The organism is Aquabacterium sp. A7-Y (assembly GCF_026153205.1).
GTDB lineage: Bacteria > Pseudomonadota > Gammaproteobacteria > Burkholderiales > Burkholderiaceae_C > Caldimonas.
Genome location: NZ_JAPFBW010000018.1, coordinates 112,107 through 134,506, shown reverse-complemented (window position 1 = coordinate 134,506; position 22,400 = coordinate 112,107). Strand labels below are relative to the sequence as shown.

The window sequence follows — 22,400 nt, the reverse complement described above, 5'->3', positions numbered from 1 at the left end:
GACCTGCGGCTCAGCCTGCTCGAGACCCAGGCGCAGCGCGCCGGGCACGAGGGCCGCTGGCAGCTGCAGGGCGAGGCCGGCCTGCAGGCCTGGCGGGCCGGCTGCAGGCGAGCGGCCCGCCGCGTCCGGTCGCGCCGCCGCCCGGTCTGGGTCTGCAGCTGCGGCCCTACCAGCTGCACGGGCTGGCCTGGCTGCAGTACCTGCGCGAGCAGCACCTGGGGGGCATCCTGGCCGACGACATGGGGCTGGGCAAGACCGCGCAGGCGCTGGCCCACCTGCTCGTGGAACGGCAGGCCGGCCGCCTCGACCGGCCGGCGCTGGTGGTGGTGCCGACCTCGCTGCTGTTCAACTGGCAGGCCGAGGCGCGGCGTGTGGCGCCGGCCCTCAAGGTGCTGACGCTGCAGGGGCCCGACCGGGCGCGCGACTTCGCCGCCGTGGCTGCGCACGACCTGGTGCTGACCACCTACCCGCTGCTGTGGCGTGACCTCGACGCCTTGCGCGGACAGGCTTTTCACCTGCTGATCCTCGACGAGGCCCAGGTGGTCAAGAACCCGTCGGGGCGCAGCGCGCGCGCCTTGCGCGAGCTGCAGGCGCGCCACCGCCTGTGCCTTACCGGCACGCCGCTGGAGAACCACCTCGGCGAGCTGTGGGCCCACTTCGACTTCCTGATGCCGGGTTTCCTGGGCGACACGCGCAGCTTCGCGCGGCTGTGGCGCAAGCCCATCGAGACCCAGGGCGAAAGCCTGCGCGCGCAGCTGCTCGCGCAGCGGGTGCGGCCCTTTATCCTGCGCCGTCGCAAGGAGGACGTCGCGAGCGAGCTGCCGCCCAAGACCGAGGTGATCGAGCGCGTGCAACTGCAGGGCGCGCAGCGCGATCTCTACGAAAGCGTGCGTATCGCGGCTGACGAGATGGTGCGGCGGGCGCTGCAGCGCCAGGGGTTTGCGGGTGCGCAGATCAGCGTCCTCGACGCCTTGCTCAAGCTGCGCCAGGTGTGCTGCGACCCGGCGCTGGTCAAGGGTGCCGCCCTGCCGAAGGCCATGCCGCGCGCCAAGCTGGAGCGGCTGCGCGAGATGCTGCCGGAGCTGCTGGCCGAGGGCCGGCGGGTGCTCGTGTTCTCGCAGTTCACCGAGATGCTGGACCTGATCGAGGCCGAGCTGGCCGCACTCGGGCTGCGCTGCCTGAGCCTGACCGGGCGCACCCCGGTGGCCGAGCGCCAGGCGGTCGTGCGGCAGTTCCAGGAGCGCCGGCAGCCACTGCTGCTGGTGAGCCTGAAGGCTGGCGGGGTGGGCCTCAACCTGACCGCCGCCGACACCGTGATCCACGTCGATCCGTGGTGGAACCCGGCGGTCGAACGGCAGGCGACCGACCGGGCCCACCGCATCGGGCAGGACCAGCCGGTATTCGTCTACAAGCTGGTGGTCGAGGGCAGCATCGAGGAGCGCATGCTGGAGCTGCAGGCGCGCAAGGCGCTGCTGGCCGAGGGGGTGCTGGGCCGCGACGGCGAGACGACCCCCAAGTTCGGCGCCGAGGACCTGGACGGGCTGCTCGCACCGCTGCGCTGAAATTCGGCCCGGCGTGACGCAGTGGCCGCCGCAGCGCCCGGACTTCCACGTGGCCGCGTGCGGGTCGGGCGGGCTCGGTCTATATTCGTGCTCGCATGCGCGCGGCGCCTCTCGCCGACCCCGCGCGACGCATTCCGGAGACCCCATGCTGTTCCCCATTTCCTCCCGTCGCGGTCGCGTCGAGACGAGCCTGCCGCAGACCGGCGGCCGCTCTGCGGTCGCTGCCCTCCAAGCCGGGCCGACCCGGCGTTTTGCCCTGCTCGGCGCCGTGGCCCTGGCCCTGGCGGCCCTGGCACTGCCGCCGGCCGCCCGGGCGCAAGACTGGCCGTCGCGTCCGGTCACGCTGGTGGTGCCCTTTCCCGCCGGCAGCGCCACCGACGTGCTGGCCCGCGTGCTGGCCGAGCAGCTGGGACGCGGCCTGAAGCAGTCGGTGATCGTCGAGAACAAGGCCGGCGCCAACGGCACCATTGGCACCACCGGCGTGGCCCGCGCCGCGCCCGACGGCTACACGCTGCTGGTCGCGACGAGCACCACCCATGCGGCCAATGCCTCGCTGTACCGACGCCTTCAACACGATCCGATCAAGGACTTCGCGCCGGTCTCGCGGCTCGCGCAGATCCCCTTCGTGATGCTGAGCAACCCCCAGGTGCCGGCGCAGAACGTGACTGCCCTGGTCGCCTATGCCAGGCAGAACCCGGGCAAGCTGGCCTGGGGCTCGGGTTCCAGCGGCAGCCTGATCCCCGGCCAGGCCTTCGTCACGGCCAACCAGCTGGAGATGCTGCACGTGCCCTACAAGGGCGTGCCGCCCGCCATCATGGACACCGTGGGCGGCGCCATCCAGGTGGTGTTCGGCGACCTCTCCACCGCGGTGCCCCAGGTCAAGGGCGGCAAACTCCGGGCCCTGGCCGTGACGTCGGCCCGGCCGCACCCGATGCTGCCCGGCATCCCGCCCTTGTCCACCGTGGTGCCCGGCTTCGAGATGACCGCCTGGTTCGCGCTCTACGCGCCGGCCGGCACGCCGCCGGCCGTCATCGACAAGCTGAACAAGGCCGTCGTCGCGGGCCTCAGGGACCCGGCCGCGCAGCAGAAGCTGGCCCCGGGCGGCTTCGAGGTCACGACCAGCACGCCCGCCGAGCTGGGTCTGTTCGCAGCCAAGGAAACCGTGAAGTGGGCCAAGGCCGTCAAGGAAGCCGGCATCCCTCCCATGGAGTGAGCTGATGATGGAGAAGCTCTTCGCCGCCGTCGTGCTGGCCGTGTGCCTGGTGATGCTGGGGCGCATGCTGATCGGCGAGCGTCGGCGGCGCCGCATGGATGCCCTCCTGGGTCCCCTGTGGCAGGGAGCCTGGTGGCGGCTGCGTGCCCTGCGCCGCCGCGGCCCGGCCCGGCGCGACGCCGCCCGGGCCGCCGAGGAGGCGATCGCCCGGGCACGACGCGGCAGCTGGAAGGGCAACGTCTACACCCCCAAGTCCTTCAAGCGGCCGACCAAACACTGAGGCAGGCGCTCAGCCCTCGGCCGCGATCTGCCGCAGCGCCCGCTCGAACACCTCGCTGGGCTGGCCGCCCTGGATCAGGTGGCGGTCATTGACGATCACCGCCGGCACCGAGTGGATGCCGTGGTCCAGGTAGTGGCGCTCGGCGCTGCGCACCTCGTCGGCGTAGGCGCCCGAGACGAGCACCTCGCGGGCGCGCTGCCCGTCGAGCCCGGCCGCCTCGGCCGCGCGCACCAGCACCTCGGTATCGCCGGGGTTCTCGCCCTCGGTGAAGTAAGCCCGGAAGAGGGCGTGCTTCAGCTCGCGCTGGCGGCCTTCCAGGGCCGCCCAGTGCAGCAGGCGGTGGGCGTCGAAGGTGTTGTAGATGCGGCTGCGCTTGTCCATGCGGAAGTGGAAACCGACCGCCTCGCCGCGTGCGCGGATGGCCTCCCGGTTGCGTTCGCTCTGCTCCGGCGTGGCGCCGTATTTCTCGGCCAGGTGCTCCTGGATGTCCTGGCCCTCGGCCGGCATGTGCGGGTTGAGCTCGAAGGGTTGGAAGTGCAGCTCGGCACTCAGCTCGCCGTCGAGCCGGGCGAGCGCCTGCTCCAGCGAGTTCAGGCCGATGGCGCACCACGGGCAGGAGATGTCGGAAACGAAATCGATTTTCATGAAAAGCGCCCTTCGGCAAGCTGCCGCAGTGAGAGGTCCGAGCCAGGTACTTGAGGCCGCTGCCGCGCCTTGCAAGCGCCGGGCGGCGCCGCCTGAACCGGGGGGTGAGGCGGGCGCGGCTTCCCGCCACAATCGAGCCGGCGCTGCCCCCTCACATCCCCATGGCCTCCGTTTCTGCTCTGCCCGCCTTGCGCGGACGCCGCCTGGCTGTGATGGCGTGCGCCGCAATCGCCGTTGCCCTGGCGCTGCCCGCGCCCGCGGCGCGAGCGGCCGAGCCGCCGCCCGAAAACGTGCTGATCACGCTGCTGCGGGGCGAGGCGGCCAGCCACGAGCACGGCGACGGCGTGCCGCGCGACGGTCAGCGTGCGGCGACTTTGTACTGTGAAGCAGCGCGCATGGGCGACGCGGAGTCGCAGTACAGCCTGGGTTGGATGTATGCGAACGGCCGCGGCGTCGAGCGCAGCGACTCGCTGGCCGCCTTCTTTTTCCACGCGGCGGCCGAGCAGGGTCACGAGCAGGCCTTGCGCATGCTGCAGGCCGTCGGGGGGCCTTCCAGCGAGGTGCCGTCCTGCATGCGCGAGCCGGTTGCGCCAGCCCCCGCGACGGCCCCGGCCGCCGTGGCGCCCGCTCGCATCCCGGCCGGGGCGCCGGGCCACATCGTCGAGCTGGTGCAGCGTTTGGCGCCGGAGTACCGGGTCTGGCCCGCGCTCGCCCTGGCCATCATCGAAGCCGAATCGAACTTCGACAGCGTGGCCCTGTCGCCGCGCAACGCCAAGGGACTGATGCAGCTGATCCCGGAGACGGCGGCGCGCTTCCAGGTCCGCAACCCTTACGACCCGGCCCAGAACATCCGCGGCGGGCTGGCCTACCTGCGCTGGCTGCTGGCTTATTTCGAGGGCGACGTGCGCCTGGTCGCCGCGGCCTACAACGCCGGGGAAGGCACGGTGGAGCGCTATCGCGGCGTGCCGCCCTATGTCGAGACACGCGCCTACGTGCGTCGCATCCTCGCGGCAGTGGGCGCCGAGGCCCACCCCTTCGACGCCGGCGTGGCGCGCCCTTCGGCCGCACTGCGGCGTATCCGCGAGGCCCGCGGCGGTTCCTGAAAGCGTCGCGCAGGGCTGCGGTTCAGAGCCGCACTTCGCGGTGGTCGCCCATGTCGCGCGGGCGCTCGCCGGTCACCGCCGCCCTGGCCATCTTGAACAGTTGCACCATCTTGCTGGCCTCGACGTCCCAGTACTCGGCGTGGTCGACGTGCACTGCCAGCAGGCCCACGTCGGGGTCGTCCGGGCCGTTCGGAAACCAGGCCTGGGTGGCGCTGTTCCACAGCTCGTTTTTCTTGTCCGGGTTGTCGACAAAACGGGCGAAGCCGGCCAGCGAGATGTAGCGGTCCTTGTCGGGGTCGGCATAGGCGATGTTGACTGCGCCGTCGTCGTGCAGGTCCATGCCGGCCTCGCTGCTGCGCGAGACGAAAAACCACAGCACGCCGCCCTCGTCGACGCTGCGGTTCTGGGTGGTCATCGGTCGCGAACGCAGCTGGCCGTCGTGGTGACGGGTGGTCATCATGCCGAAGCGGATGTCCCGGATCATGTCCCACAGTCGTTGCTGCGGTGAGGTGTCGTGTAGCAAGGCCATTCGGTTTCTCCGTCTTGAGGGTCAAGGTCGCGCGCAAGGCACGAGCCGGAAGTCAAGGCGGCAGCCGGGCGCCGGCTGCCGCCTTCGCGGTGCCTCGGTCTCAGGCCATCGGGGTCGGCATCACCGGGGGCTCGTGGATCGGCACGGGGTTGTTGGGTACCGGATCGTCGATCGGCGGCGGCGGCGACTCCGGGCCCGGCGGCGGCACCTCGGGCGGCGCCGGGGGCGGCTCGGGCACCGTCGGCGGCATCGGCGGCTCGGTGTGGGCCCGCAGGGCGCTCATTGGGTCACCTCCGTGCTGCGCACTGCGGTCCGAGCCCCTTCGGGCGGCCGGGCGGGGCTCACGCCTTCAGTGGCGGCGGTCGAGAGCATCCTTGACCCGCTCCTTGGCGTCGCCGTAGTCGCCCTGCAGCTTGCCGGCGCCTTTCTGGACCCGGCCTTCGGCTGCCAGGCTGTGGTTGTCGGTGCTGCGGCCGGCCACTTCCTTGACCTTGCCCTTGGCCTGCTCAACACGTCCCTTGACTTGATCTCGATTCATGGCGTGTCCTTTCTCCAGAGTGAGTAGTGACGGATCGGGACTGGCCCGTCCGACAGCTCTACTCTGCGCCCCCCGCCGTGACCTGCCTGTCGGCCGGTCTGCGGGTGGGTGTAGGACAAATCACCACAGGGCCGCGGCCCGCACCGCTGAGGCGGGCGCGGCCGCCTCAGCCGCCTCTCAGGCCAGTGCCTCGTCCAGCACCTCGATCCAGTGTTTCACGGGCGTCTCGGTGCCCGTCTGCAGATGCTGGATGCAGCCGATGTTGGCCGACACGATGGCCTCGGGCTGACGCGGCAGCAGCTGGGAGAGCTTGCGATCGCGCAGCTGGTAGGCGATCTCGGGCTGCAGCACCGAGTAGGTGCCGGCCGAGCCGCAGCAGAGGTGCGATTCGCCGGTGGCGAGCTCGACCTCGAAACCCAGTTCACGCAGGCCGGCCTCGACGCCGCCGCGCAGCTGCTGGCCGTGCTGCAGGGTGCAGGGCGGGTGGAAGGCGACACGCATGCGCGGGGCCGCTTCCCGGCCACCTGCGGGCCTGGCCGGCAGGTGGGGCTTGAGACGCGGGACGAGATCCGGCAGCAGTTCCGAGAGGTCGCGTGTCAGCTCGCTGATGCGCCGCGCCTTCTCGGCATACGCCTCGTCGTGGCGCAGGTGGTGGCCGTAGTCCTTCACGGTCACACCGCAGCCCGAGGCGTTCATCACGATGGCCTCGACGCCGCCGCGCACCACCACCGGCCACCAGGCGTCAATGTTGCGTCGCATGTCGGCGAGGCCGCCTTCGGCGTCGTTCAGGTGAGCACGGATGGCGCCGCAGCAGCCGGCTTCGTCGGCCACCACGGTCTGGATGCCGGCGACATCGAGCACCCGGGCGGTGGCGCTGTTGATGTTGGGCATCATGGCCGGCTGCACGCAGCCCGTGAGCATCAGCACCTTGCGCTCGTGTTGCCGGGTGGGCCACTGATGGGCGCGGCCGGTCTGGTCCCGCGCCGGCACCTTGTTCCTGAGCGCGGCGGGCAGCAGCGGGCGCACCGCCTGGCCCAGCTTCATCGCGGGGGCGAACAGCGGCGAGGTCAGGCCCTCCTTGAGCAGGGTGCGCACGACGCGTTCGCCGCGCGGCCGCTCGACGCGCTCCTCGACGATCTGCCGGCCGATGTCGACCAGCCGGCCGTACTGCACGCCCGAGGGGCAGGTCGATTCGCAGTTGCGGCAGGTCAGGCAGCGATCCAGGTGCAGCTGGGTGCTGCGCGTGACCGGCTCGCCTTCGAGCACCTGTTTCATCAGGTAGATGCGGCCCCGCGGGCCGTCGAGCTCGTCGCCCAGCAGCTGGTAGGTGGGGCAGGTGGCGGTGCAGAAGCCGCAGTGCACGCAGCTGCGCAGGATGGCCTGGGCCTCTTCGCCCTCAGGGGTGCCCTGGAACTCGGGAGCGAGATGGGTTTGCATGATCGGTGTGGCGCGCGGTTCTCACAGGCCTGGATAGAGGCGGCCCGGGTTGAAGATGCCCGCGGGGTCAAAGGCTTTTTTCAGGTCGCGGTGGATGCGGTCGAGCGGCGCCGCCAGCGGCGCGAACACCTCGCGGCGCTGCTCGCCGCCGCGGAACAGCGTGGCGTGGCCGCCGGCGGCACGGGCCGCGTCGCGCACCAGCGCGGCGGGCGCGGAGGTGCACAGCCAGCGCTGGCCGCCGTTCCATTCCAGCAGCTGCTCGCCCGAGAGCTGCAGCGGTGCCGCGGTCGGCGCGACCGAGAGCCGCCAGAGGCTGGCTCCGGCCTCGACCGCGGCGTGGGCCTTGGTGAAAAACTCGTCCTTGTGGTCGCGCAGCCCGCTCCAGAAGGCAGCGGCTGGCAGGACTGCCACCGTTTCTCCGCCCAGCTTGCGCGACGCAGCCTGCACGGCTGCCTGCGCGCCGCTCAGGCGCAGCACCAGCATGCCGTCCCACCAGGCGCTCGCGTTCAGCGGCAAGGGCTGCCCGCCCCACTCGTTGAGGCGCTGGATCGCGCTGGCCTGGTCCATCTCGAAGCGCAGCGTGGCGGTGGCGGGGGCCACCGGCAGCACCTTCAGCGAAACCTCGAGGATCACGCCCAGGGTGCCCAGCGACCCGGCCAGCAGGCGCGAGACGTCGTAGCCGGCGACGTTTTTCATCACCTGGCCGCCGAAGCTCAGCACCTCGGCGCGGCCGTTGAGCAGCGTGGCGCCCAGCACATAGTCGCGCACCGAGCCGACCGCCGCGCGCGCGGGACCGGAAAGGCCGGCGGCCACCATGCCGCCCACGCTGCCGCCCTCGCCGTAGCGGGGCGGCTCGAAAGGCAGGCACTGGCCCTGCTCGGCCAGGGCCGCCTCGAGCTCGGTCAGCAGGGTGCCGCAGCGCGCCGTGACGACCAGCTCGGTCGGTTCGTAGCTGGAGATGCCGGTGAGGCTGCGCACGTCCAGCGGCTCGCCCGAGGCCGGCTCGCCGTAGAAGGACTTGGTCCCGCCGCCCTGGATGGACAGCGGGCGGCCGTCGGCCTGCGCCGAGCGGACCCTGTCGATGAGCTGCTGCAGCTCGGGAGTGGTCGTGGACACGGAAGCGGGTATTTCTTGGCGGGTGGGGGCAGGCGGCGCTCAGAAGCGCTCCAGGTCGGGGAAAGGCAGCAGGCCTTTGCGCACGTGCATCTTTCCGTACTCGGCACAGCGCTGCAGCGTGGGGATCACCTTGCCGGGGTTGAGTAGCTCGGCCGGGTCGAAGGCGCGCTTGAGCGCGACCATCTGCTCGCGTTCGGCGGGCGCGAACTGCACGCACATCGAGCTCAGTTTCTCGACGCCGACGCCGTGCTCGCCGGTGACGGTGCCGCCGAGGGCGACGCTGGTCTCGAGGATGTCAGCGCCGAACAGCTCGCAGCGGTGCAGCTGGTCGGGGTCGTTGGCGTCGAACAGGATCAGCGGATGCAGGTTGCCGTCGCCGGCGTGGAAGACGTTGGCGCAGCGCAGCCCGTATTTCTTCTCCATCTCGGCAATCGCCAGCAGGATGTCGGCCAGCTTCTTGCGCGGGATCGTCGAGTCCATGCACATGTAGTCCGGGCTGATGCGGCCGCTCGCGGGAAAGGCGTTTTTGCGCCCGCTCCAGAACTTGAGGCGCTGCGCCTCGTCGCGGCTGACCTCGACGCGGGTGGCGCCCGAGCCGACCAGCACGTCGACCATGCGGCCGATTTCCTCGTGCACCTCCTCGGGCGTGCCGTCGCTCTCGCACAGCAGGATGGCCTCGGCCTGCAGGTCGTAGCCGGCGTGCACGAAGTCCTCCACCGCAGCGGTCATGGGCTTGTCCATCATCTCCAGCCCGGCCGGGATGATGCCCGCGGCGATGACGTTGGCGACCGCCTCGCCGGCCTTGCGCACGTCGTCGAAGCTGGCCATGATGCAGCGCGCCAGCTGCGGACGCGGCACCAGCTTCACCGTGACCTCGGTGACCACGCCGAGCATGCCCTCGCTGCCGACGAACACCGCCAGCAGGTCCAGGCCGGGCACGTCGAGCGCGTCGCCGCCCAGCTCCAGCGGCTCGCCTTCGACCGTGTAGCCACGCACCTTCAGCACGTTGTGCAAGGTCAGCCCGTATTTCAGGCAGTGCACGCCGCCGGAGTTCTCGGCCACGTTGCCGCCGATGGTGCAGGCGATCTGGCTGCTCGGGTCGGGCGCGTAGTAGAGGCCGTAGGGGGCTGCGGCCTCGCTGATCGCCAGGTTGCGCACGCCGCTCTGCACCGTGGCGGTGCGTGCATAGGGGTCCACCTTCAGGATCTGGTTGAAGCGGGCCAGGCTCAGCGTCACACCCAGGCGGTGCGGCAGCGCGCCGCCGCTCAGGCCGGTGCCGGCACCACGCGCCACCACCGGCACCTTCAGTGCGTGGCAGGCGCGCAGGACGGCGGCGACCTGGGACTCGTTCTCGGGCAGCGCGACGACCAGCGGCACTTCGCGGTAGGCGGTGAGGCCGTCGCATTCGTAGGGGACGGTGTCCTCGCGCCGCCACAGCAGCGCGTGGGGCGGCAGCACCTGGCGCAACGCCGCTACGACGGCGGCCTGGCGCTCGGTGCGTTCGGCATCCGGCACGGCGGTGCCCGCCTCGGGGGTCAGGGCCTCCGGGCTCGCGGGGGCATTCATGTCTCTCTCCTGTGGATCGAGCCGGCGGCGCCGGCCGGCCGTGGGCCGGCACCGTCCGTACAAACGGCGTGGCTGCGACTGTAACTGCGGCGGGCTGAGACGGAACTGAACTTTGCCCGGATCGCGGCCGTTTCCTGAGTCAAAGCGGTTTTGACCTGGCTACAAAAGTGAAAAAAAGCGGCGGCCGCGGACGCCGGGGGGCCCGCTGTCAGCGGCGCAGCGGCACCCGCGGCTCGGGCGGGCGCTGCGTTTCTTCGTCCTGCGGCGGGTGCCAGGGGCGCTGCGTGCGCGGCGGCCGGTGCGGCGGGTGCCGATGCTGCCAGCCCGGCACCACCACGACCGCAGGACGATCCAACTCGGCCGAGCGTTCGCGTTCGGCACGCTCACGTTCGGCGCGTTCGCGCTCGGCGCTCAGGACGGCCAGCGCCTGGTCGCGCCGCAGGCGTTCGAGCTCCAGTTCGGCATCGAGCCGCTGGCGCAACTCGATGCTGCGCTGCAGCCGCTCCTGCGTTTCGGCCGCTTCGGACCGGCCGGCCGCACGCCGCGCGGCGGCCGACGCCGGGTCCTCGGCCGGCAGGGCCCAGGAGCGCTGGATCACGCCGCCCGGGCCCGGGCGGTCGGTCAGCAAGATGCTGCCGTCGGGCAGGCGCTGCTGGTAGATGGCCTGGCTGCCGCCGGCTGGTCCGGCCGCGACGGCTTGGGCTGTCCAGCCGGCGATGGCCAAGAAGGCCGCAGCAAGGGCGGGACGCAGCGACCAGGGGCGGGGAGCAGGGCTCATCGGAGTTTCGACCGCCGCGGCGGCGGACAGTTCCCCGGCAGGCCGCGCGCGGCGCACGGCGGGACACGCCCAGATGCCGCGGGCAGCGTCGTTGTCGAGGGCGGGGAAGATGTCAATACACTGGCGTTTTCAGCTCCGGCCTCGAACGCCACGCTTTTTCATGTCTTCAGCTCCCACCTCGACGGCTTCCCGCCCTTTCCTCGCTGCTCAGCTGGTCCTGGCGGTGGCGGCCCTGGCCGTGGCGGTCTGGGCCGTGGTGCCCTACGCGCCGCTGATGGTGTTTTTCGCCGAGACCGGGCCGATCGAGCGCGGCACCGCGGCGCTCTATTTCCTGAGCGCCGTCGGCATCTTGTTCGTCGCGGTGCCGGGGCTGCGCTGGCCCTTGCGCCTCGCGCTGTGTGTGGCCCTGCTGGCCTTCGGTGCCCGCGAGCTGGACCTGCACAAGACCTGGACCGGCGTGAGCGCACTGAAGGTGAGTTTTTATCTCGGCGCTGCGCCGCTGCAGCAGAAGCTGGGCGGTCTCGCGGTGGTGTTGCCGGTGGCGGCCTCGTTTGCCTACCTGGCACTGAGCCACGGCGGCGCGGTGCTGCGGGGGCTGAGGCGCCGCCACCCGGTGGCGCTGACGGCGGCGGTGTTTCTGGTCACCATCGTGCTGTCCAAGCTGATCGACCGTTCGGAGAACGTGCTGCTGGAAGACTATGGCTACCGCTTCGAGGAGTGGATGAGCGGACTGAGGGCCGCGCTCGAGGAAAGCCTGGAGCTGTGCCTGCCGCTGCTGGTCTGGGTCGGCGTGCTGCAGCAGCGTGTCCGCAGCGCCGGCCCGCTCACGCGGAAGTGAAAACGGTCAGCACCCCGGTGTAGCCGTAGAGGTGGTGGTGGGCGATCTCGCCCGCCGCGAAAAAGCCCACCAGCGGCACGTCGCCGAGCGCGTGCCGAAGCAGCTGGAGTTCGGCCGACGGGGCGCCGAAATGCGGGCCGCCGCGGCCGGAGCAGCTGACGTAGACGGCCCCGCGGATGCGATGGGCAGGCGGCGTGGCGGGGTCGAGCCCGCCACCGCTGCCGGCGGCGGCAAGGGCCTGCACGGTGGACGGCGGCAGCTGCTCCGGCTCCAGCTCCTCGCGAATTTCGCTGCAGATGCGCACCAGGTCCCGCCGCGCGGCCTCGGCATGGCGGGCGCAGAAGGCCAGCTGCATGCCGACTTCCGGCTCGTCGGCGATCGCGATGCCACGCGCGTGCGGGTCGATGCCGATCAGGTGGCGCACCCGGGTGTCGGCACCAAACTGTCCGGGCCGTGCGATCGCAGTCGTGCTCGCATCGCTCAGGCCGACCAGCGTGGCCTGCAGCCGGGGCAGGGCCTTGCGGGGTTCGTCGGGGTCGAGTTGCAGGTCGCGCAGCAGGCAGTCGAGCGCGGGCTCGCCGTCGAGCGTGGCGATGACGTTGCGCTCGACCGCCGTGATGCGACGTGCCGGGCCGACCGGCTGGCAGCCTTGGGTGACACGCGACAGCATCTCCACCGTGCCGCCGAAGGCCACGCCCGAGAGCCCGCCTTCGAGCACCCGATCGGCGATCTGGAGGCTGCGCGTGCGGGAGGCCGCCAGCCCGCCGAACAGGTAGCCGCTGGCCGTGCGGTCCGCCATCTCGCCCAGCAACTCGTCGAGCTCGGGCGTCGCGCCGTCCGCGTGCACCAGGGCGGTGTGCGCGGCAAAGCCGGGCGGCAGCGGCTGCACGCCCGAGAAAACCGCGAAGCTCTCGCGCGGCAGGTCGCCGAGCATCAGGCTCAGGGCCGGTTCGTCGAAGTACTCGACCCCGCTGCCCATCACACCGACGCCGACCGAACCGACCCAGCTCACGCCGGGGGCCCAGCGCTGCAGGTGAGCGAGGATTTCCTCGGCGTGCGCGCCATGGTGGTCGGTCAGGTAGATCCAGCCCAAGGTCGGGGTCAGGCCGTAGGCTTCCTGGCGGCGCTGGCCGTCGAGTTGGGCCAAGGCCAGCGAGAGGGCGGTGCGCCAGTCCGGATGGGTGGCGTGGGCGTGCGGAAACAGCTTCATCCCGGGAGTGTCCTATAGCGTGCGCCCGCGCCGAGGGTTTGCGCTCATCCCTTCGGGTCGGGCTTGCCGGCCGGTTTGGTGGGGCGCCGCGTTGCGGCCTTGGCAGCCGGGCCGGCTGCCGCCTCGCTCAAGGGGGCCATGGTCTGGCGCAAACTCTGCTGCGCCGCATCGAAAGACTGCTGCATCATCTTGCGCGCCGACTCACCGGTGCTGTCCTTGAGCGCCTCGGTCATCGTGTTGGCGGCCAGGGTGGCGAACTGCTGTGTCAGCGCGCCCCACCACTGCATCGGGTCCACCAGACCGGCCGCGGGGGCGGCAGGGCCGGCGCCCGGCGTAGAGGCGGCACTGCCGGCGCCGTTGGCCCCGGGCGACGGCGTCTTGATCTTCATCGACTCGCGCAGACTCTCCATCGGGACGTTCATGGTCTGCAGGGTCGCCAGCGTCATGCGCTGCACCTCCATGGCCTGGATGGTGGCACCCAGCATGCGGGCGTTCTGCTCCAGCCAGAACTGCACGGTGCGCAGGTCGGTGATGCGTTTTTCCAGTTCCTGGGGGTCCAGCGTGGGCGCTATCCACTGCGTGAAACCCGGCATGGCGCTGCCCGCGCTCTTGACCAGCTCCTGCAGGAAGTCGAAGCCGGGTACCAGTTTGCCCATGCCTTGCAAGGGGTCGCTCATGAAGCAGTCTCCTTCGTCTTTGGAGGATTGTGCGCCGCCGCGTCATGGCAAGCGCGCCGTCCCTCTCGGGTTTTCCACTCAGCCGCGTGTTCGAAGAGCCGCAGGCACATCCGGTGCCCGGCCGCCGGTCCCTGCCTCTTGGGGCAGACGGCAGGCGCCTCAGTGCTCGCGCAGGTCAATCTGCAGCTCGTTGCCGTGCTGAACGATACGCAGGCGGCCGAGCACGTCCATGCCGAGCAGCGCGCCGTCGAGCTGGGGCAGCACCACCACGGGCAGGCGGCTCGCCTGCACGCCGCCGTCGAGCCGGATGTCGGCGCGCGCCCTGGCACCCGTCACGACACCGCCGGCGGTGCTGGAGGCCACGCGACCCTCGGTCTGCAGCCCGGCTTCTTGCGCGAGGCCGGCCGGCAGCGCGGTACGGGTCGCCCCGGTATCAACCAGGAAATCGACCGCCACGCCGTTGACGCTGCCGGGCCAGTGGTAGTGGCCGTCAGGTGCGCGCCGTATCGTGACCCGGTCGCCGCTGGCCTCGAAACGGGTGCGTTGCTGCTGGTGCTCGTAGGCTTTGAGGCCGAGGAACAGCGTCAGGCCCGCCACCATCCAGACGGTGGCGATCTTGAGCGTATGAGGGAACTCACTCATGATGGGGGTGTCAGCAAGCTGTGATGCATAACATTGCGGGGCCGGGCCCCGCGGATCGGGAGCGTACATGGAACCGGTGCGGCTGCATTCTCAGACCCAGGAACTCGGCACCGGCCTGCAGGTGCGGCGCCTGCTGCCAGCGCGCGACGTGAGGGCGGTCGGGCCCTTCGTCTTCTTCGACCACATCGGGCCGGCCGATTTCCAGCCGGGCCTGGGCATGGATGTCGGCGCTCACCCCCACATCGGGCTGGCCACCGTGACCTATCTCTTCGACGGCGCCATCCTGCACCGGGACAGCCTGGGCAGCGTGCGCGAAATCCGTCCCGGTGAGGTGAACTGGATGAGTGCAGGCCGCGGCATCGCGCATTCCGAGCGTACCCCGCCGGCCCAGCGTGCCGCCGGCCACCGGCTGCACGGCATCCAGACCTGGATGGCCTTGCCCCTGTCCGCCGAGGAGTCGGCGCCGCAGTTCGTGCATGTCGGTGCCGAGGCGCTGCCCTGCCTGGAGATGCACGGGGTTCAGCTGCGGGTGGTGGTGGGTGACGCCTTCGGGCTGCAGTCGCCGGTGCCGGTGCACAGCCGCACCTTGTACATCGCGGCCGAGATGCCCTTCGGCAGCAGCATCGAGCTGCCGCTGGACCATGTCGAGCGGGCCGTCTATGTGGCATCCGGCTCGCTGAGCGTGGATGGCGATCCGCTGGACACCGGCGAGATGCTGGTGCTGGCCAACAAGCCCGTCCGCCTGCGGGCGCTGGAGAAGACCCAGACCATCCTGTTCGGCGGGGACCCGCTGGACCTGGGGGCGGAAAACACCCCTCAGCAGCCGCGCCACATGCGCTGGAACTTCGTGTCCTCGCAACAGGCGCGCATCGATGCGGCGGTGGCGGCCTGGCAGCGGCAGGACCGGCAGGCCTTCGGTGCGGTGCCCGACGAGACCGAGTACCTGCGTTATCCCTGAAGACAGGCGCCTGAAGTCGGCAGGCAAGAAAAAACGGCCCCGAGGGGCCGTTTCGAGTTTCTGAGCGGGCAAGCCCGGATCAGAAGTTGTGGCGCAGGCCCACGGCGAAGGACGAGAAGTCGTCGCCCTCGGCGTTCGCGTTGTCGGCACCCACGGTGTAAGGCGCGCCGTCGTTGTTGCTCAGCTTGGTGTAGAAGGCAAACAGCTTGGTGCGCTTGGACAGGTTGTAGTTGTAGCCCAGCGTGAACTGGCGAGCCTTGGAGTCTTCCTTGTCACTGAACTTGCCGGCCACGCCGACGTTGGCGTGGAATTCCGACGCGCCCAGGGTGTACATGCCGGACAGGCGGAAGTTGTTGCGCTTGCCGTAGAGTTCTTCGTCGTTGCGCTCGTAGTAGCCGCCGAAGGTGAAGGCGCCCAGCTCATACAGAGCACGCACCGCCAACAGCTTGTCGTCGCCGAACTTGGAGTAGCCACCGCCGAGGTGCAGCGGGCCCATGTCGTAGTTGGCGGCGATTTCCCACTGGCTGTCGACGCCGTCGACTTCCTTCAGGCTGTACTGCACTTCGGCCACGAAGCCGCCCAGGTTGGGCGTGGCATAGGAGATCTTGTTCTCGTTACGCGAGTTCAGGCGATACAGCGCGTCGGACGAGGAGCCCGTGTCGTGGTTGTGCAGGCTGACGTAGTCGGCGGTCGCGTAGTACAGCGCGCTGGTCTGGCGACCCAGGCGCACGGCACCGAAGCCACCCGACAGGCCGACCCAGCTGTCACCGGCCCAGAAGTCGTCCGCGGCCTTGCCGGTATCGACGCCGAAGCGGTGCTCCAGCAGGAAGTTGGCCTTCAGGCCGCCGCCCAGGTCTTCCGAGCCCTTGAAGCCCAGACGCGAACCGTTGTTCTGCAGGACCGTCTGGGTTTCGTCACCGGCCTTCTGGCGCTCGACGGAGGTGTTCAGACGGCCGTAGACCGTCACGGAGCTTTGCGCAAAGGCCGAAGCCGACAGGGCGGCCAGGGCGGCCGCGAGAGCGATTCGTTTCATGTTGTATGGCTTTGAGGAGTTGAGAGAAGAGTCCGCCGACCTCGCACGGTCGTTACGTCGTGCTTTTGACGGGTCGGTGTGGCGGATTGTAGAAATGACAAAGCGCCTTGCTCCGTGGGAACCCCTAAAAAGAGGGAGTAACAGGGGAGAAACTGACGTCGCGAAGCAACAGCCTGTGCGCAGATCGACGGGTATTGCTGCGGCAGGCCGAAAAAAACAAGCCCGGCCTTCCAATGCGGAAAGCCGGGCCGGCCCATAAAAAACGGCCCCGCAGGGCCGTTCGTAAAGCTCTCGGTGGAAAGCTTTAGATCATCAGAAGTTGTGGCGCACGCCGACGGCGAAGGACGAGAAGTCGTTGCCTGGGTTCATGGCATTGGCCGTCTTATCGATGACGAAGTAGTCGGCGTTCGAGTCGTTGCGGACGCGGGTGTAGAAAGCGTACAGCTTGGTGCGCTTCGACAGGTTGTAGTTGTAGCCGATGGTGGCTTGCTTGGAGCTGGAATCGTCGCGGTCGTCCCAGTCATCGGCAAAGCCGAAGTTCAGGTGGAACTCGGAAGCGCCCATCGTGTACATGCCGGACAGGCGGAAGTTGTTGCGCTTGCCGTCGGTGTCGTCGTCGTTGCGCTCGTAGTAGCCGCCGAAGGTGAAGGCGCCCAATTCATACAGGGCACGGATCGCAGCGGTCTTGTCGTCACCGAACTTGCTGTAGCCACCGCCCAGATGCAGGGGGCCCAGGTCGTAGTTCAGCGCAACTTCCCACTGGCTGTCGCCGTTGTCGACTTCCTTCAGGCTGTACTGCACTTCACCCTGCAGGCCGCCCAGGTTGGGGGTGATGTAGGAGATCTTGTTTTGATTGCGCGAGTTGCCCACATAAAAAGCATCGGACGAGGTGCCGGTGTCGTGGTTGTGCAGGCTCACGTAGTCGGCGGTCGCGTAGTACAGGGCGCTGGTCTGACGGCCCAGACGCACGGCACCGAAACCACCCGACAGGCCCACCCAGCTGTCGCCCGCCCAGAAGTCGGCCGTGGTTTTGCCGTCATCGGAATTGAAGCGGTGCTCGATCATGAAGTTGGCCTTCAGACCCCCACCCAGATCTTCCGAGCCCTTGAAGCCCAGACGCGACGAGTTGTTTTCGAGCTTGACTTCGGTCTGGTCATGGTAGCGCTGACGCTCGATCGTGGTGTTCAGGCGTCCATAAACCTGCAGGGAGCTTTGGGCAAAGGCCGGTGCAACGGCCGCGCCGGCCAGAACGGCCGCGAGAGCGATTCGTTTCATTGTGCGGTTCCTATCAGAGAGAGTGAGAGAGAGAGGGGGCGCTACCGGCCGGTCGCCGAAGGAGCTTCGGCAGATTCCGGCGAGTCATTGGATTGTAAAAATCGCTTTCGCGTTTGCACCGAGCCTCTCCCCAAGATTCCGGGTTTTAGGAGCATAAGTGATGCGGCCGAGCAACAGTTGGCCGACAGAAGGACGGCGGCATCAGCCCGGTGGCCTTGGTTCAGGCGGGAGCCGCGATGTTCTGGTCGATCGCACCGAAGATCGAGAGGCCGTCCGGTCCCTTCATCTCCAGGCGCACGGTATCGCCATACCGCAGGTAGTCCGTCTTCGGCGTGCCGTGCTCCAGCGTCTCGAGGGCCCGCTTCTCGGCGATGCAGGCATAACCACGCGAGCGGTCCGCGTTGCTGACCGGCCCGCTGCCGATGATGGTGCCGGCTGCCACCCTGCGGGTCTTGCACAGGTAGGAAATCAACTGGCCGAAGTGAAAGTTCATGTCCGTGCCGGCTTCGCACCGGCCGACCTGCTTGCCGTTCCAGCTGACCTGGACCGGCAGGTTCACGCGGCCGCCTTGCCAGGCGCTGCTCACCTCGTCGGGCGTCACCGCCACCGGGGCGAAGGCCATGGCCGGCCGGCTGAGCACGAAACCGCAGCCCCTGGCCGACTCGGCCCCAGCCAGTTGGCGCAGCGCCACCTCGTTGCCCAACATCAGCAGCCGCACGCCTTCGAGCGCTTCGGCCGGCGTGGCGCCGGCCGCGACGTCGCCGGTGATCACCGCCAAGCCGGCCTCGAAGTCGATGCCGCAGTCCTCGCTGCGCACGACGATGTCGTCGCAGGGGCCCAGCAGCGGATCGCTCACGCCTTGGCGCAGCAAAGGGTCAGCCGCGGCCTGCGGGCCCGCTGCGCCCGCCTCGGCCTGACGCAGCAGGTCGACATGGGCGCCATAGGCCGAGGCGCCCACCCGTTGATAGGCCCTCGGCAGCGGTGCCATGCAGAGCGCGGGATCGAAGGGGAAGGCGTGACGTGCCTTGCCCTGGTTCAGGCTTTGGGAAAGGTCCTGGAGCTGCGGCAACAGGAAGTTCCAATCATCCAGCACCTGTTGCAGGCGCGTGGCGATGCCGCTCGCATAATGCGCCATGCCCAAGTCCTGCGAAACGACGACGAGTTGGCCGTCGCGCGAGCCGTCCCGGTAGGTGGCGAGCTTCATGTCTCTCGTTCCAATGTATCGAGTCCGCGATTTTATGAAGGAGGCGCACCGCGACGGCCGCGCCCTTGCATGGTGAGCCCCACGTCCTGCCGCCGGCGCATCGACCGGCGTACCGCTCTGTGCGGGCTGGGCGTGCTGGCCCTGGCCGGCAGTGCCGCGGTCCGCGCAGCGCCCGACACCCGGCCGCCGCCGCTCTACTCCACCCGGCTGCCCTCGCCCTTCACCTGGACGTACCGCTTGCGCCGCGGCCTGCTGGGTGGCACCGGCGAGCTGGCTTGGCAGCCCCAGGCGCAAGCCTACCGGCTGAGCATCGAGGGCCGCGTCGCCCTCATCGGGTCGGTATTGCAGCAGACCAGCGTCGGCGTACTGAGCGCCCATGGCCTGTCGCCCACCCGCTTCACCGACCGGCGGCGCGGCCGCCCCGAGCAGGCAGCGGAGTTCCGGCGCGACATCGGCAAGATCACCTTCTCGGCCGCGGCCGCCGAATACCGGCTCCTGCCCGGGGCCCAGGACCGCGTCAGCTGGATGGTGCAGCTGGCCGCCATTGCCCAGGCCGACCCGCGCCGGGTGGCGGCCGGGCGCAGCGTCGTGCTGTACGTCGTCGGTGCGCGAGGCGACGCCGACCTGTGGGAGTTCCGTTCCGAGGGCGTGCAGCCGCTGGCGGTGGGCGAGCGGCGCCTGCGGGCGGTCAAGCTGGTCCGCCGGGGCTCGCGCGAGCACGACACCCGCGCCGAGGTGTGGCTGGACCCGGGCCGGCAGCACTTGCCGGTCAGCGCCCGCCTGGATGACGGCCGCGGTGACCCCTTGGAACTGTTGTTGCAGACCGAAGGCTGACCCTGGTGGGAGTGTTGCCGGCTCCCGCCCGGTGCAAGGCCGATCCCCTGGTATACCCGATACGCTGAGGGTGGCTTGAAATTTGCGTGTCGTACTTCATCTACAGCGACGTCAGGCCTCCCGGCACTCCGCAGGGTGGTCTCCTGCCAGGAGTACGGTCATGCAAATGCTCTACAACTCGGAAAACTTCGCCGTCGTCGAGTTCGAGGTCCCGACCTCGACGCCCGAGCTGGATGCCGAGGCCAGCGGCCTCACGCGCGGCGGTTATGAGATCGTCGACAAGTTCAAGCGCAAAGAGATCTATATAGAAGGGGCGCTGGCGGAGAGCTTCAAGCAGGGTGTGGAGGCCCTCATCGAAGGCTCGCCGACCATCGAGGACATCGACGCCTACATCGAGCGCTTTTCGTCACTGATGCTGCAGCCTGTCGTGCTGCATTGACGCATCGCGCGCGGCTGCGCTGCGGCCCGCCTTGAGGCCGGCCCCGCCACCGGATCGACTTGCCGCTTTCTTGCTTTGCTGCCCGCTGCGCGCGGGCCCGCACCTTTCCTTGTGCTGGCGACTGCGTTATCGTGCCCTCGATTCACCGGCCCGCCCGGCTGCACGACAACATGGGGTCCCGAGGACCCCCAGGCAAGGAGGCGCACATGGTCAAACGGCATACCGAAGCCCGCGTGGTCTTGTCGCCAGGGCTCACCGACGCTCCGGTCCTTGACCGCATGTGCTCGCACTTCCTGCTGACACTCACGCTCCGGCATGTCGGCCGTTTCAATGTGCGCCGCGACTGGAGCGGGCTGCTGGCCCTCACCGGCAAACACCTGGTCTGGCCGGCGACCGTGCTGGTGCGACTGCGCGACTTCCTGGCCCGGCGCTGTGTCGGCAACGAGCATTGGCAGGGTCACGAGGCGCTGGACGACGCCGACTTCCTGGCGCGCCACGGCGCCTGGCACGGCCCCTACGAGGAAGGCACGCTGTTCTTCTACCTCGACGAGTATGTGAAGGACGCGCCCAAGGACTTGCTGGCGGTGCTGGGCGCGACCTGTGAATGGCTGGGGCGCCAGCTGAAAAAGCAGCACACCCTGGTCGAAAAGAACATCGATGCGCTGGCGGGGCTGCTGCAGTTGAACCCCGCCGAGCGGGCCCTGCTGCTGTACGGCACGCTGGCGCGTTATCAGCGCGACCTGCGCGGGCTGCTGGTCGAGTTCAAGGTCGCCAACGCCCAGGAGGCCTACGGCGTGCTGGCCGAACTCGCGGGGGTCGACGAGAAGGACGTGGCCGAGGCGCTGCGCGCGGGCTCCCGGCTGGAGCGCATCGGCATGGTCGAGAACCTCATCTCCGAGCACAACATCACCGACCTGGCCGACCTGATGAAGGTGTCGGAGCAGCTGCCGCCGGTGCTGATGCGCGAGTACCGCGACCGCTCCGAGTTGATGGCCGTCTTCACGCGGCCCGCCTCGCCCAGCGAGCTGACCCTGGCCGACTTCCACTACGTGGGGGACGACGCGGCGATGCTGGTGGCGCTGCTGCGCAATGCGGTGGCGCAGCGGGAGCCGGGCGTGAACATTCTGCTGTACGGGCCGCCCGGAACCGGCAAGACGGAGCTCGCCAAGGTCATGGCGCAGGCGGCCGGGCTGGAGCTCTACGAAGTGGAGTATGCCGACCGGGACGGCAATTCGCTCTCGGGCCGCGACCGTTACCGCTCGCTGCAGATCAGCCACGTCTTCCTCAAGGGCAGCCCCAACGTGGCGCTGCTGTTCGACGAGGTCGAGGACGTCTTCCCGCCCATCAGCACCGACACCGCCCAGCTGATGGCTCGGCTGGAAGTGGGCGACGGGCTGCCCAATGGTTCGGTCAGCGGCAAGGCCTGGGTCAACCAGATCCTCGAGAGCAATCCCTTGCCGGTGGTCTGGGTCACCAACCGCATCGAGCAGATCGACCCGGCCTTCCGGCGCCGCTTCCAGTACCACCTGGAGCTGAAGTCGCCCCCGCCGGGGGCGCGCGAGGCGCTGGTGGCCAAGGCGCTGGCAGGGGTGCAGGTGGCGCCCGAGTTCGCGGCCCGCCTGTCGGCCCGCAAGGGGCTGACGCCGGCCCAGGTTCGCACCGCGGTGCGTTTCGCCCGGCTGGCCGGAGACGGCTGCGCGTCGACCGTGGAAACGCTGATCGAGCGCCAGCTCGGCAATGCCGACAAGGCGCTCGGCGCGGTGCCCGCGGAGCGCGGCACGCGCCCGGTGGTGACCACCTACGACCTGACGCTGCTCAACACCGAGTCGCGCTTCGAGTTGCCGCGCATGGTCGAGGCGCTGCGTCGCAAGGGCGTCGGCACGTTGTGCTTCCACGGACCGCCCGGCACCGGCAAGACGGCGCTGGCCGAGCACATCGCGCGCGAGCTGCAGCAGCCGCTGCTGGTGCGCCAGGCGTCCGACCTGGTCAGCAAGTATGTCGGCGAGACCGAGCAGAACATGGCCCGCATGTTCGAGGAGGCCCAGGCCGAGCAGGCGGTGCTGCTGCTCGACGAGGCCGACAGCTTCCTGCGCAGCCGGCGCATGGCCGAGCGCAACTACGAGGTCAGCGAGGTCAACGAGATGCTGCAGGGCATGGAGCGCTTTCGCGGGCTCTTCATCTGCACCACCAATCTTTTCGACGAGATCGACGAGGCGGCGCTGCGCCGCTTCACCTTCAAGATCCGCTTCAAGCCGCTCACCGTCGTGCAGCGCGAGCGCATGTTCATCGCCGAGGCCCTGCAGGGCGATGCCGGCCGCCTGGACGTGGAGCAACGCGTCCGGCTGCAGCGGCTGGACCTGCTGACCCCCGGCGATTTCGCCGCGGTGCGCCGCCAGATCGAGATCCTGCAGGCCGACTTCGCGCCCGACGAATTCCTGTCGCAACTCGAAGCCGAGCACCGCGTCAAGCCCGACGTGCGGCAACAACGCGCGATGGGTTTCGTCAGCTGAGACGAAGCAGGCC

General features: G+C 69.6%; 22 protein-coding genes and 1 pseudogene. 9 read left to right on the top strand and 14 right to left on the bottom strand.

What is annotated here, in order from left to right:
* From OOT46_RS17405 to OOT46_RS17395, 3 genes and pseudogenes are all read left to right on the top strand, one after another.
* A pseudogene (locus OOT46_RS17405) lies at nucleotides 1-1,562 on the top strand (DEAD/DEAH box helicase); the annotation flags it as partial.
* Nucleotides 1,563-1,707: 145 nt separating this feature from the next.
* Complete coding sequence (locus tag OOT46_RS17400) at nucleotides 1,708-2,775, top strand: Bug family tripartite tricarboxylate transporter substrate binding protein (RefSeq protein ID WP_265404896.1); 1,068 nt, start codon at nucleotides 1,708-1,710, stop codon at nucleotides 2,773-2,775.
* Nucleotides 2,776-2,779: 4 nt separating this feature from the next.
* Nucleotides 2,780-3,055 carry a hypothetical protein gene (locus tag OOT46_RS17395; protein WP_265404895.1) on the top strand — a complete coding sequence of 92 codons (276 nt, stop codon included), beginning with the start codon at nucleotides 2,780-2,782 and terminating at the stop codon, nucleotides 3,053-3,055.
* 9 nt (nucleotides 3,056-3,064) lie between these two features.
* Here OOT46_RS17395 and OOT46_RS17390 read toward each other — a convergent pair whose 3' ends face one another.
* Nucleotides 3,065-3,700: a DsbA family oxidoreductase gene (locus OOT46_RS17390; protein WP_265404894.1), complete on the bottom strand. Its 636-nt coding sequence runs from the start codon at nucleotides 3,698-3,700 to the stop codon at nucleotides 3,065-3,067.
* A gap of 212 nt (nucleotides 3,701-3,912) precedes the next feature.
* Here OOT46_RS17390 and OOT46_RS17385 point away from each other — a divergent pair, with 212 nt between their 5' ends.
* The gene (locus OOT46_RS17385; RefSeq protein ID WP_265404893.1) at nucleotides 3,913-4,803 is read left to right on the top strand and encodes a transglycosylase SLT domain-containing protein; all 891 of its coding nucleotides are present in this window, start codon (nucleotides 3,913-3,915) and stop codon (nucleotides 4,801-4,803) included.
* A gap of 22 nt (nucleotides 4,804-4,825) precedes the next feature.
* Here OOT46_RS17385 and OOT46_RS17380 read toward each other — a convergent pair whose 3' ends face one another.
* From OOT46_RS17380 to OOT46_RS17350, 7 genes are all read right to left on the bottom strand, one after another.
* Nucleotides 4,826-5,332 (bottom strand): pyridoxamine 5'-phosphate oxidase family protein, encoded by a 507-nt coding sequence (locus tag OOT46_RS17380; protein WP_265404892.1) that lies wholly within the window; start codon nucleotides 5,330-5,332, stop codon nucleotides 4,826-4,828.
* Between the two features lie 100 nt (nucleotides 5,333-5,432).
* Nucleotides 5,433-5,615 carry a hypothetical protein gene (locus tag OOT46_RS17375; protein ID WP_265404891.1) on the bottom strand — a complete coding sequence of 61 codons (183 nt, stop codon included), beginning with the start codon at nucleotides 5,613-5,615 and terminating at the stop codon, nucleotides 5,433-5,435.
* A gap of 66 nt (nucleotides 5,616-5,681) precedes the next feature.
* Nucleotides 5,682-5,870, bottom strand: coding sequence for a CsbD family protein (locus tag OOT46_RS17370; RefSeq protein ID WP_265404890.1), 189 nt, complete (start codon nucleotides 5,868-5,870; stop codon nucleotides 5,682-5,684).
* A gap of 177 nt (nucleotides 5,871-6,047) precedes the next feature.
* Nucleotides 6,048-7,307 carry a glycolate oxidase subunit GlcF gene (gene glcF / locus OOT46_RS17365; protein WP_265404889.1) on the bottom strand — a complete coding sequence of 420 codons (1,260 nt, stop codon included), beginning with the start codon at nucleotides 7,305-7,307 and terminating at the stop codon, nucleotides 6,048-6,050.
* A gap of 21 nt (nucleotides 7,308-7,328) precedes the next feature.
* Nucleotides 7,329-8,423, bottom strand: a complete 1,095-nt coding sequence (gene glcE / locus OOT46_RS17360; RefSeq protein ID WP_265404888.1) for a glycolate oxidase subunit GlcE — start codon at nucleotides 8,421-8,423, stop codon at nucleotides 7,329-7,331.
* A gap of 39 nt (nucleotides 8,424-8,462) precedes the next feature.
* Nucleotides 8,463-9,989 (bottom strand): FAD-linked oxidase C-terminal domain-containing protein, encoded by a 1,527-nt coding sequence (locus OOT46_RS17355; protein WP_265404887.1) that lies wholly within the window; start codon nucleotides 9,987-9,989, stop codon nucleotides 8,463-8,465.
* Nucleotides 9,990-10,197: 208 nt separating this feature from the next.
* Nucleotides 10,198-10,767, bottom strand: coding sequence for a hypothetical protein (locus OOT46_RS17350; protein WP_265404886.1), 570 nt, complete (start codon nucleotides 10,765-10,767; stop codon nucleotides 10,198-10,200).
* Nucleotides 10,768-10,927: 160 nt separating this feature from the next.
* On the opposite strand from OOT46_RS17350, the gene OOT46_RS17345 reads away from it, so the two are divergent.
* Nucleotides 10,928-11,605 (top strand): hypothetical protein, encoded by a 678-nt coding sequence (locus OOT46_RS17345; RefSeq protein WP_265404885.1) that lies wholly within the window; start codon nucleotides 10,928-10,930, stop codon nucleotides 11,603-11,605.
* On the opposite strand, the gene OOT46_RS17340 is transcribed toward OOT46_RS17345, so the two are convergent.
* The 3 genes from OOT46_RS17340 to OOT46_RS17330 form a co-directional block, all read right to left on the bottom strand.
* The gene (locus tag OOT46_RS17340; protein ID WP_265404884.1) at nucleotides 11,592-12,815 is read right to left on the bottom strand and encodes an FIST signal transduction protein; all 1,224 of its coding nucleotides are present in this window, start codon (nucleotides 12,813-12,815) and stop codon (nucleotides 11,592-11,594) included. The genes OOT46_RS17345 and OOT46_RS17340 overlap by 14 nt on opposite strands.
* Before the next feature lie 44 nt (nucleotides 12,816-12,859).
* Nucleotides 12,860-13,492: a PhaM family polyhydroxyalkanoate granule multifunctional regulatory protein gene (locus OOT46_RS17335; RefSeq protein WP_265404883.1), complete on the bottom strand. Its 633-nt coding sequence runs from the start codon at nucleotides 13,490-13,492 to the stop codon at nucleotides 12,860-12,862.
* 159 nt (nucleotides 13,493-13,651) lie between these two features.
* Entirely contained in the window at nucleotides 13,652-14,134 is a 483-nt protein-coding gene (locus OOT46_RS17330) for a retropepsin-like aspartic protease family protein (RefSeq protein WP_265404882.1), read from the bottom strand.
* Nucleotides 14,135-14,201: 67 nt separating this feature from the next.
* Here OOT46_RS17330 and OOT46_RS17325 point away from each other — a divergent pair, with 67 nt between their 5' ends.
* Nucleotides 14,202-15,092: a pirin family protein gene (locus OOT46_RS17325; RefSeq protein WP_265404881.1), complete on the top strand. Its 891-nt coding sequence runs from the start codon at nucleotides 14,202-14,204 to the stop codon at nucleotides 15,090-15,092.
* Nucleotides 15,093-15,171: 79 nt separating this feature from the next.
* Here OOT46_RS17325 and OOT46_RS17320 read toward each other — a convergent pair whose 3' ends face one another.
* The 3 genes from OOT46_RS17320 to OOT46_RS17310 form a co-directional block, all read right to left on the bottom strand.
* Nucleotides 15,172-16,125 (bottom strand): porin, encoded by a 954-nt coding sequence (locus OOT46_RS17320; RefSeq protein WP_265404880.1) that lies wholly within the window; start codon nucleotides 16,123-16,125, stop codon nucleotides 15,172-15,174.
* Between the two features lie 312 nt (nucleotides 16,126-16,437).
* Nucleotides 16,438-17,400, bottom strand: a complete 963-nt coding sequence (locus tag OOT46_RS17315; protein ID WP_265404879.1) for a porin — start codon at nucleotides 17,398-17,400, stop codon at nucleotides 16,438-16,440.
* 220 nt (nucleotides 17,401-17,620) lie between these two features.
* Entirely contained in the window at nucleotides 17,621-18,604 is a 984-nt protein-coding gene (locus tag OOT46_RS17310) for a fumarylacetoacetate hydrolase family protein (RefSeq protein WP_265404878.1), read from the bottom strand.
* A 69-nt stretch (nucleotides 18,605-18,673) separates the two neighbouring features.
* Between OOT46_RS17310 and OOT46_RS17305 the strand changes: the two genes are divergently transcribed.
* From OOT46_RS17305 to OOT46_RS17295, 3 genes are all read left to right on the top strand, one after another.
* On the top strand, nucleotides 18,674-19,438 hold the full coding sequence (locus OOT46_RS17305) for a DUF3108 domain-containing protein (protein WP_265404877.1): 765 nt from the start codon (nucleotides 18,674-18,676) through the stop codon (nucleotides 19,436-19,438).
* A gap of 160 nt (nucleotides 19,439-19,598) precedes the next feature.
* Complete coding sequence (locus tag OOT46_RS17300; protein ID WP_265404876.1) at nucleotides 19,599-19,877, top strand: DUF3567 domain-containing protein; 279 nt, start codon at nucleotides 19,599-19,601, stop codon at nucleotides 19,875-19,877.
* 206 nt (nucleotides 19,878-20,083) lie between these two features.
* Nucleotides 20,084-22,387, top strand: a complete 2,304-nt coding sequence (locus OOT46_RS17295; protein ID WP_265404875.1) for an ATP-binding protein — start codon at nucleotides 20,084-20,086, stop codon at nucleotides 22,385-22,387.
* Nucleotides 22,388-22,400 lie beyond the last annotated feature (13 nt).

Coding starts and splice junctions, on each gene's coding strand:
- OOT46_RS17400 (WP_265404896.1), top strand. CDS start 1,708: ATGCTGTTCCCCATTTCCTCCCGTCGCGGTCGCGTCGAGACGAGCCTG.
- OOT46_RS17395 (WP_265404895.1), top strand. CDS start 2,780: ATGATGGAGAAGCTCTTCGCCGCCGTCGTGCTGGCCGTGTGCCTGGTG.
- OOT46_RS17390 (WP_265404894.1), bottom strand. CDS start 3,700: ATGAAAATCGATTTCGTTTCCGACATCTCCTGCCCGTGGTGCGCCATC.
- OOT46_RS17385 (WP_265404893.1), top strand. CDS start 3,913: ATGGCGTGCGCCGCAATCGCCGTTGCCCTGGCGCTGCCCGCGCCCGCG.
- OOT46_RS17380 (WP_265404892.1), bottom strand. CDS start 5,332: ATGGCCTTGCTACACGACACCTCACCGCAGCAACGACTGTGGGACATG.
- OOT46_RS17375 (WP_265404891.1), bottom strand. CDS start 5,615: ATGAGCGCCCTGCGGGCCCACACCGAGCCGCCGATGCCGCCGACGGTG.
- OOT46_RS17370 (WP_265404890.1), bottom strand. CDS start 5,870: ATGAATCGAGATCAAGTCAAGGGACGTGTTGAGCAGGCCAAGGGCAAG.
- glcF (WP_265404889.1), bottom strand. CDS start 7,307: ATGCAAACCCATCTCGCTCCCGAGTTCCAGGGCACCCCTGAGGGCGAA.
- OOT46_RS17355 (WP_265404887.1), bottom strand. CDS start 9,989: ATGAATGCCCCCGCGAGCCCGGAGGCCCTGACCCCCGAGGCGGGCACC.
- OOT46_RS17350 (WP_265404886.1), bottom strand. CDS start 10,767: ATGAGCCCTGCTCCCCGCCCCTGGTCGCTGCGTCCCGCCCTTGCTGCG.
- OOT46_RS17345 (WP_265404885.1), top strand. CDS start 10,928: ATGTCTTCAGCTCCCACCTCGACGGCTTCCCGCCCTTTCCTCGCTGCT.
- OOT46_RS17340 (WP_265404884.1), bottom strand. CDS start 12,815: ATGAAGCTGTTTCCGCACGCCCACGCCACCCATCCGGACTGGCGCACC.
- OOT46_RS17335 (WP_265404883.1), bottom strand. CDS start 13,492: ATGAGCGACCCCTTGCAAGGCATGGGCAAACTGGTACCCGGCTTCGAC.
- OOT46_RS17330 (WP_265404882.1), bottom strand. CDS start 14,134: ATGAGTGAGTTCCCTCATACGCTCAAGATCGCCACCGTCTGGATGGTG.
- OOT46_RS17325 (WP_265404881.1), top strand. CDS start 14,202: ATGGAACCGGTGCGGCTGCATTCTCAGACCCAGGAACTCGGCACCGGC.
- OOT46_RS17320 (WP_265404880.1), bottom strand. CDS start 16,125: ATGAAACGAATCGCTCTCGCGGCCGCCCTGGCCGCCCTGTCGGCTTCG.
- OOT46_RS17315 (WP_265404879.1), bottom strand. CDS start 17,400: ATGAAACGAATCGCTCTCGCGGCCGTTCTGGCCGGCGCGGCCGTTGCA.
- OOT46_RS17310 (WP_265404878.1), bottom strand. CDS start 18,604: ATGAAGCTCGCCACCTACCGGGACGGCTCGCGCGACGGCCAACTCGTC.
- OOT46_RS17305 (WP_265404877.1), top strand. CDS start 18,674: ATGGTGAGCCCCACGTCCTGCCGCCGGCGCATCGACCGGCGTACCGCT.
- OOT46_RS17300 (WP_265404876.1), top strand. CDS start 19,599: ATGCAAATGCTCTACAACTCGGAAAACTTCGCCGTCGTCGAGTTCGAG.
- OOT46_RS17295 (WP_265404875.1), top strand. CDS start 20,084: ATGGTCAAACGGCATACCGAAGCCCGCGTGGTCTTGTCGCCAGGGCTC.